This is a genomic window from Sphingomonas elodea ATCC 31461 (assembly GCF_000226955.1).
Classification (GTDB): Bacteria; Pseudomonadota; Alphaproteobacteria; order Sphingomonadales; family Sphingomonadaceae; genus Sphingomonas; species Sphingomonas elodea.
Genome location: NZ_AGFU01000102.1, coordinates 1 through 6,633, shown reverse-complemented (window position 1 = coordinate 6,633; position 6,633 = coordinate 1). Strand labels below are relative to the sequence as shown.

Here is a 6,633-nt window from a genome sequence, read left to right as displayed (position 1 = left end):
GCGCGTCCAGGCCGAAGCGCCTGCCCCCGCCCCCCGCGCCGCAGCGCCCGCCGCCCCGGCCCCGTCCCCGGCCCCCGCGTCAGAGGACGATGCCGCCGAGCCGGCAGCACCCCGTGCGCCGCAGCAGGTGCTCCGTTCGGTCGGTCCGGGCGGCTTCATCCGTCAGAATCCGGGCGAGCAGGCCCCGCCGATCGCCCCGGCCCCGCCGCGCCGCCTGGTGCCCGCCAAGCCGAGCGAGGCGATCGCCGGCAAGACGACGCTGCTCGATCTCAACGACAAGATCTGCAAGTGGCCGCTTGGTCACCCGGGCGAGCCGGACTTTCACTTCTGCGGCGACAAGGTGAACCCGGGCTTCCCCTATTGCGTCGAGCATTGCGGCCACGCCTATCAGGCGCAGCTGCCGCGTCGCGATCGCCGCCCGGCGCAGCCGATGCCCTTTGGCGGCACCCCGCGGCCGCGCTGACCGACATACCTGCCTGGTCCGGGCCCTTGGGGGGCCCGGCCAGCCATCAGCGCCCGCGCCAGATCTTCAGCGGCGCATCATCGGCCGCGCCGCCGGTGCCCGCCTCGCAGCGATGGTAGCGGAAGCGCGTGTCGAGGCAGAGCCACAGCTCGTCCAGCCACCCCTCGCGCGTCGTCGTCACCCGGATCGCCGATGCCGGGATCGCCCGGTTGTGGGCGGCAAAGGCCTGCTTGAAGTCCCCCACCGTCGGCGCGCCGCGCAACAGGGCCTCCATGTCGGGATAGCGGATCGCCCGGTAGAGCCCGGTCGAGCGCTGGAAATAGGCGGCCGGCGTGGTGCGCATGCAGGTGCCGTGCTTGGCCCATTCGTGCTGGATCAGCTGCGCGGACGGCGTCGCGCACATCGTCTTGCGGATCAGCGCGGGGCGCAGGATCGGCGTTGACGTGCAATATTGCGGCCAGGTCTTGCCCGGCGCATCCGGCCACAGCCCGTGCAGGGTGAAGCCGAAGCGGTTCTCGCCCGAACAGCGGAAGCGGTTGCCCGGCGAATCGCCATTCGCGCGGCAGAAGCCCGGCGTCCAGGTCAGCGCCAGCGTGTAGCTGCTGATCGGCAGCACCCGGCGCGGCTCCTTGGCGCTCGGCAGATCGGGCAGCGGCCGCTCGACCGCGCGCGGCACCACGCACATCTCCGCCTGCGCGCATGCCGCCCCCGGCAGCATCGCCGCACTGAGGCCCAGGCCTGCCACCATCGTCTTCATCCGCATCTCCCTCCTACGCTGGCCTTACACGCTGGCGAAATCGAGCCCGATGTCCGCCGCCGGCGCCGACTGGGTGAGCCGTCCGACGCTGACATAGGTGACCCCGGTCTCCGCGATCGCGCGGATCGTATCGAGCCGCACCCCGCCCGACGCTTCGGTCGGCACCCGCCCGGCGACCAGCGCCACCGCCTCGCGCAGCACCGGGGGCGCCATGTTGTCGAGCAGCAGATGGGTGGCCCCCGCACCCAGCGCGGGCGCGATCTGGTCGATCCGGTCGACCTCGACGATGATCCGCGCGATCCCCGCCGCCACCGCGCGCGCCACCGCCGCCTCCACCGATCCGGCGACGGCGACATGGTTGTCCTTGATCATCGCCGCATCCCACAGGCCCATGCGGTGATTGGTCGCGCCGCCCATGCGGGTCGCATATTTCTCCAGCACCCGCAGGCCCGGCAGCGTCTTGCGGGTATCGAGCAGCGTCGCGCCGGTCCCGGCGATCGCATCGACATAGCGGCGCGTCATCGTGGCGATGCCGCTGAGGTGCTGGACGGTGTTGAGCGCCGAGCGTTCGGCCGTCAGCAGCGCGCGGGCCTGGCCCTGCAGGCGCAGCAGCGCGGTGCCGGCGGCAACCTGCGTGCCGTCCTCCACCAGCCGCTCGATAACGACGTCCGGGTCGAGCGCCCGGAAAAAGGCCTCGGCGATCCCCAGCCCGGCCACGGTGATCGGATCGCGGCTGTCCATCACGCCGGCGAACCGCGCCTCGGCGGGGATCACCGCCGTCGCGGTGATGTCGCCGCCCGGCCCGAGATCCTCGGCGAGGGTGGCGCGGACGAACGAGTCGCAATCGAAACCGGGGAGCAGGAAGGTCATGGCGGGGCTGTAGAATCCCGCAGCGGGCGCGTCTATCCGAACTGCAGCAGCGGCGCGCGCCCGTCGAGATAATGGGCGTCCGGCTGGTCGAAGCGGAAGCCGCCTGCCGCCAGCCGGATCAGGATCTGGCGGGTGTGGAGCATCGCGGTGCGGCTGTCGTCCATCGCCGCCGGGTGGGCCAGTGCCGCCGGCGCCAGCATCACGCCCCGCGCCCGCCGCACCAGCAGCCCGGCATCCACCATCGCCGACACCCGCCGGTGCGCGGTCGACGCCGCCAGCCCCAGCGCCCGGGCGATCGCACCGGTCGATACCGGTCGCCAGAGCGACTCGGGCGGCGTGACCTCGAAGTCGGCATAGATGGTCGCCAGATCGCGATCCTCGAGCAGCGGGCGCGCATTGGCGCAGAGGATGGCGTTGATCAGCGCCATGTCGGTCCAGGACTGGAAGCGGTGCGAATGGAACTCGATGCCGGTCAGCAGCACGTCGTGCGCCGCCGCCAGGCCGGAATGCCAGTCATAGCCCGGGTGCCGCCGCGTCTCCGGCAGCGACAGGCCGAAGCGGGCGAAATCCTCCGCCATGCGGACGACGGCGTCGTGGTTGCTGCGGAACAGCGCGACGATCTCGGGGCGCGTATGCACCGCCTCGGGCACCGACACCCCCGCCGGCCCCCGAATGCACAGCCCCATCGCGCACAAGGCATGGATGTGGCGCCGCATCGTCTCGAAGGGGCGGCCCAGCGAGGCGGCCAGCGCGTTGATGCTGATGGCCTTGGCGCTGCCCCCGTCCTGATGGGCATGGCCGACCCCATGGGGCGAGAGCAATTCGCTGGCGCGCGCCACCACCATGAAGACGACCGCGCGGTCGAGGTCGCCGTTCAGCGCGCGCATGCCGCCCGCGATCAGGCTCAGCTGCATCTCCGCGACAAGGCGGACCATCAGCCGGCCGCCCGGCACGACGGCGGGATTTCGATCGGTTGCAGGGTTGGCGCGAATCAGATCCTGCATCGATGCATTCGGCCCGTGGCAGGTCGGCGGACAAAGGCCTCCCGCTCACCCACCAGAACGGGACTCCATGGTTGACTGATCGTTACTAGCCCATATCGATCGGCGGGTCGACGCGGCGCGGCCCACAATAAGTCCCTTTGCGGGATAATGGCTTAGCCGGAGGCGGGACGCCCGGTGCGCGCGCCGCGACCGTACCGCTCAAGCCGGTACCGGCCCCAGATCGCCCTGCCCCACCGTGCCGCTCGCCAGCGCCAGCATGCGGTCGAGGCTCTTCTTCGCCTGGACGCGCAGCCCTTCCTCAATCTCGATCCTGGGCGAGAGGTCGCGCAGCGCGAGGTAGAGCTTCTCCATCGTGTTGAGCGCCATGTAGGGGCAGATGTTGCAGTTGCAGTTGCCGTCGGCACCAGGTGCGCCGATGAAGTTCTTCTCCGGCATCGCCTTCTGCATCTGGTGGATGATGTGCGGCTCGGTCGCGACGATCAGCGTGTCGCCGGGCATCGTCTTCGAGAAATCGAGGATGCCCTTGGTCGAGCCGACATAATCGGCATGGTCGAGGATATAGGCCGGGCATTCGGGATGCGCGGCGATCGGCGCGCCGGGATGTTCGGCCTTGAGCTTCAAGAGCTCGGTCTCGCTGAACGCCTCGTGCACGATGCACACGCCCGGCCACAGCAGCAGCTCGCGGCCGGTCTTGCGCTGGAGATAGCCGCCCAGGTTGCGATCGGGGCCGAAGATGATCTTCTGGTCGGCCGGGATCTGCGCGAGGATCTTCTCGGCCGAGGAGCTGGTGACGATGATGTCGCTCAGCGCCTTCACCTCGGTCGAGCAGTTGATATAGGTGAGCGCGATGTGATCCGGGTGCTGCGCGCGGAACGCGGCGAACTGGTCGGGGGGGCAGCTGTCTTCCAGGCTGCAGCCAGCGTCCATGTCCGGCAGCACGACGATCTTGTCGGGCGACAGGATCTTGGCGGTTTCCGCCATGAAGCGCACCCCGCAGAACGCGATCACGTCCGCATCGGTCTCCGCCGCCTTGCGGCTGAGGTCGAGGCTGTCGCCGACGAAATCGGCCAGATCCTGCAGCTCGGGCTTCTGGTAATAATGCGCGAGGATCACCGCGTTGCGTTCTTTACGCAGCCGCTCGATCTCGGCGCGGAGATCCAGTCCGCTGAGGCTGCCGCCGATGCCGTTACGCGCGTCCATTCCAAAACTCCCGTGGTTCGCCCGCCACATGGCCCGGTCAGGCGCCGGGATCAAGGGAAGCTGGGCGCCAGGGGCCGATGGCCGCCGGCCGTGCCTGCCGTGACCGTGCGCGCCACGGCGGTGCCCAGCGGGCTGAACGCCACCGCGTCGGCCGCCAGCTGCACGCCCAGGAACAGGCCTAGTCCCCAGAACCAGGCAGGATGCACGCGCCCGATCCTGCGCTGGTCGGCGATCATGCCGATCACGAGCAACAGCGATACCGCCACGAACGCTGCCCACCAGGCATAGGGTGCCAGCAGCGGCATCGGCAGCAGCCGGCCGAAGCCGGGGCCGGTGAGGATCGCCATCCCGCAGAACATCAGGCGGCGGTGCCAAGCGGTCTTTCGCCGTAGCACCAGCGCCGCCGCGACCAGCCCGGCGAACAGCAGCAGTTGCGCCGGGTTGCTGAACAGGAACTCGCGCACGTCGAAGAAGAAGGGCGCGCCGTGCTGGGCGGAGAGCACCGTCATCACCGTGCCCAGCACCACCATCAACGGCACCCACAGCACCGCGGCCCAGCCCAGCCGCCGATGCAGCGCGACCGAGCCGCGCCCGACCAGCAGGTTCTGCGTCAGGTACAGCGCCACCCAGCCGAAAAAGACGAAGGCATGGACGTGAAAAATCAGCGGGACCGCAAAGCTCGATCGTCCAGCAACGATATTGAGCGAGAATCCTCCCACGATGATCGCCGCCATCACGAATGCCATCACACGAAAGAATCCGATGTCCTCCCGATGTGTATGTGGCATAGCTTGTACGATTGTCGCCATCGCCCACCCCTCCGATAGACGTGGACCATATCACTATTGCGGTATCCGCGGAAGCAACTGCCTCCGATACTGACCCTTGTCCTGATCGTTACTGCTGTCGCAGCGCCCAGACGTCGCCCGACGGGACCACCCGCCCACGCGTCTCGAGATCGAGCAGATGCGCGAGCACCGACCGTGCTGCCGCGCCGTGCAGCCGCGGATCGAGGCCGACATACATGCGCTCGACCATGGCGGGCACCGTGCCGATCCTCTCTCCCAGCAGCCGCAGGATCTGCCCCTCGCGCTGCTTGCGGTGCCCGGCCAGCCCGCGCACGAAGCGGTGGGGGTTCTCCACCGGGTCGCCGTGCGCCGGATAATAGATCCGGTCCTGCACGCGGCCCATCAGCTTGTCGAGGCTGGCCATATAGTCCGCCATGTTGCCGTCGGGCGGCGCGACGACCGTCGTCGACCAGCCCATCACATGGTCGCCGGTGAACAGCGCGCCGCTTTCCTCCAGCGCGAAGCAGAGATGGTTGGAGGTGTGCCCGGGCGTGGCCACCGCGGTGAGCGTCCAGCCCTGCCCCGCCAGCTGCTCGCCATCGGCCAGCACGTGGTCCGGTGCATAGGCCATGTCGAACGCGGCATCGGCGCGTGGGCCGCTATCATCGAGCGCGAGCGGGGCGCAACCGATGACCGGCGCGCCGGTCGCCCTCTTCAGCGCCGGCGCAGCCGGGCTATGGTCGCGGTGGGTATGGGTGCACAGGATAGCCCGCACCGGCCGCCCGCCGATCGCCGCCAGCAGCGCAGCGAGATGCGCAGGCTCGTCCGGGCCAGGATCGATCACCGCCACATCCTCGGTGCCAACCAGATAGGTCTGGGTGCCGGTGGCGGTATAAGGCGAGGGATTGCCCGCGAGCACCCGCATCACCAGCGGTTCGAGCGCGATCGCAAGGCCCGTGGGCGCATCATCGGTCATGGCAGCGCATTTGGGCATTCCGCACGCCAAGGCAAGCGTGCGGGGGGAGCGGGGCCGGCCCCGAAGGAATAGGCCGGCCCCGCCGAACGCACCACCGCGAGACGAAGGGCGGCGGCGCGCTACGCTCGATAGTCGTCCGGGCTCAGTTGTCGTCCTTGGCGTCGGCGCGCAGCTCGGCCAGCGCCTCGTCGATGCCGGCCAGCGCCTCGGCGCGCTGCGACGGGGTGAGGCTCGACTGGGCCTCGATGGTGCGGCGGGCGTACTGCAGGCTCATCAGCGCGCTGTTCATCGCCATCTTCTTGCTGTTCTCGGCCATCGCCGCGGCGTGGTCGGCGTCGAACGACGCCATCCGGCTGGCGTTGGCACTCATCGCGGCGATGCGGTCGCTGCAGACGATCATGATCTGCTTGTTGCCTTCGCGACGGTGCTCGACGGTGGGCGCATCGCCCTTGCCGCAGGTGCCGTCGCGGATCTCGGGGATGCTCGCCTGGATCGCCGCCATATCGGGCATGGTGATTTCCTGGCGGGTACCGTCCTGCCGGACGATCACCATCTTCTTGATACCCTTGCCGTCC

Annotated in this window: 7 protein-coding genes and 1 pseudogene; 1 reads left to right on the top strand and 7 read right to left on the bottom strand. The window is 69.5% G+C overall.

Translation table 11 applies throughout. The features are described 5' to 3' along the window. Positions 1-463: GcrA family cell cycle regulator (locus KK7_RS0118970; RefSeq protein ID WP_010546218.1), on the top strand; the 463-nt coding region annotated here is incomplete at its 5' end. A 46-nt stretch (positions 464-509) separates the two neighbouring features. On the opposite strand, the gene KK7_RS0118965 is transcribed toward KK7_RS0118970, so the two are convergent. The 7 genes and pseudogenes from KK7_RS0118965 to KK7_RS23060 form a co-directional block, all read right to left on the bottom strand. Next, positions 510-1,220 (bottom strand): ribonuclease T2 family protein, encoded by a 711-nt coding sequence (locus KK7_RS0118965; protein ID WP_010546217.1) that lies wholly within the window; start codon positions 1,218-1,220, stop codon positions 510-512. Between the two features lie 24 nt (positions 1,221-1,244). Further along, complete coding sequence (nadC, locus tag KK7_RS0118960) at positions 1,245-2,090, bottom strand: carboxylating nicotinate-nucleotide diphosphorylase (RefSeq protein WP_010546216.1); 846 nt, start codon at positions 2,088-2,090, stop codon at positions 1,245-1,247. A gap of 32 nt (positions 2,091-2,122) precedes the next feature. Beyond that, positions 2,123-3,094 carry a helix-turn-helix domain-containing protein gene (locus tag KK7_RS23660; protein WP_010546215.1) on the bottom strand — a complete coding sequence of 324 codons (972 nt, stop codon included), beginning with the start codon at positions 3,092-3,094 and terminating at the stop codon, positions 2,123-2,125. Between the two features lie 198 nt (positions 3,095-3,292). After that, positions 3,293-4,294 (bottom strand): quinolinate synthase NadA, encoded by a 1,002-nt coding sequence (gene nadA, locus KK7_RS0118950; RefSeq protein ID WP_010546214.1) that lies wholly within the window; start codon positions 4,292-4,294, stop codon positions 3,293-3,295. Positions 4,295-4,344: 50 nt separating this feature from the next. Next, the gene (locus KK7_RS0118945; RefSeq protein WP_010546213.1) at positions 4,345-5,040 is read right to left on the bottom strand and encodes a hypothetical protein; all 696 of its coding nucleotides are present in this window, start codon (positions 5,038-5,040) and stop codon (positions 4,345-4,347) included. A gap of 151 nt (positions 5,041-5,191) precedes the next feature. Then, positions 5,192-6,058: an MBL fold metallo-hydrolase gene (locus KK7_RS0118940; RefSeq protein WP_010546212.1), complete on the bottom strand. Its 867-nt coding sequence runs from the start codon at positions 6,056-6,058 to the stop codon at positions 5,192-5,194. A 142-nt stretch (positions 6,059-6,200) separates the two neighbouring features. Further along, positions 6,201-6,633, bottom strand: a pseudogene (locus KK7_RS23060) (hypothetical protein); the annotation flags it as partial.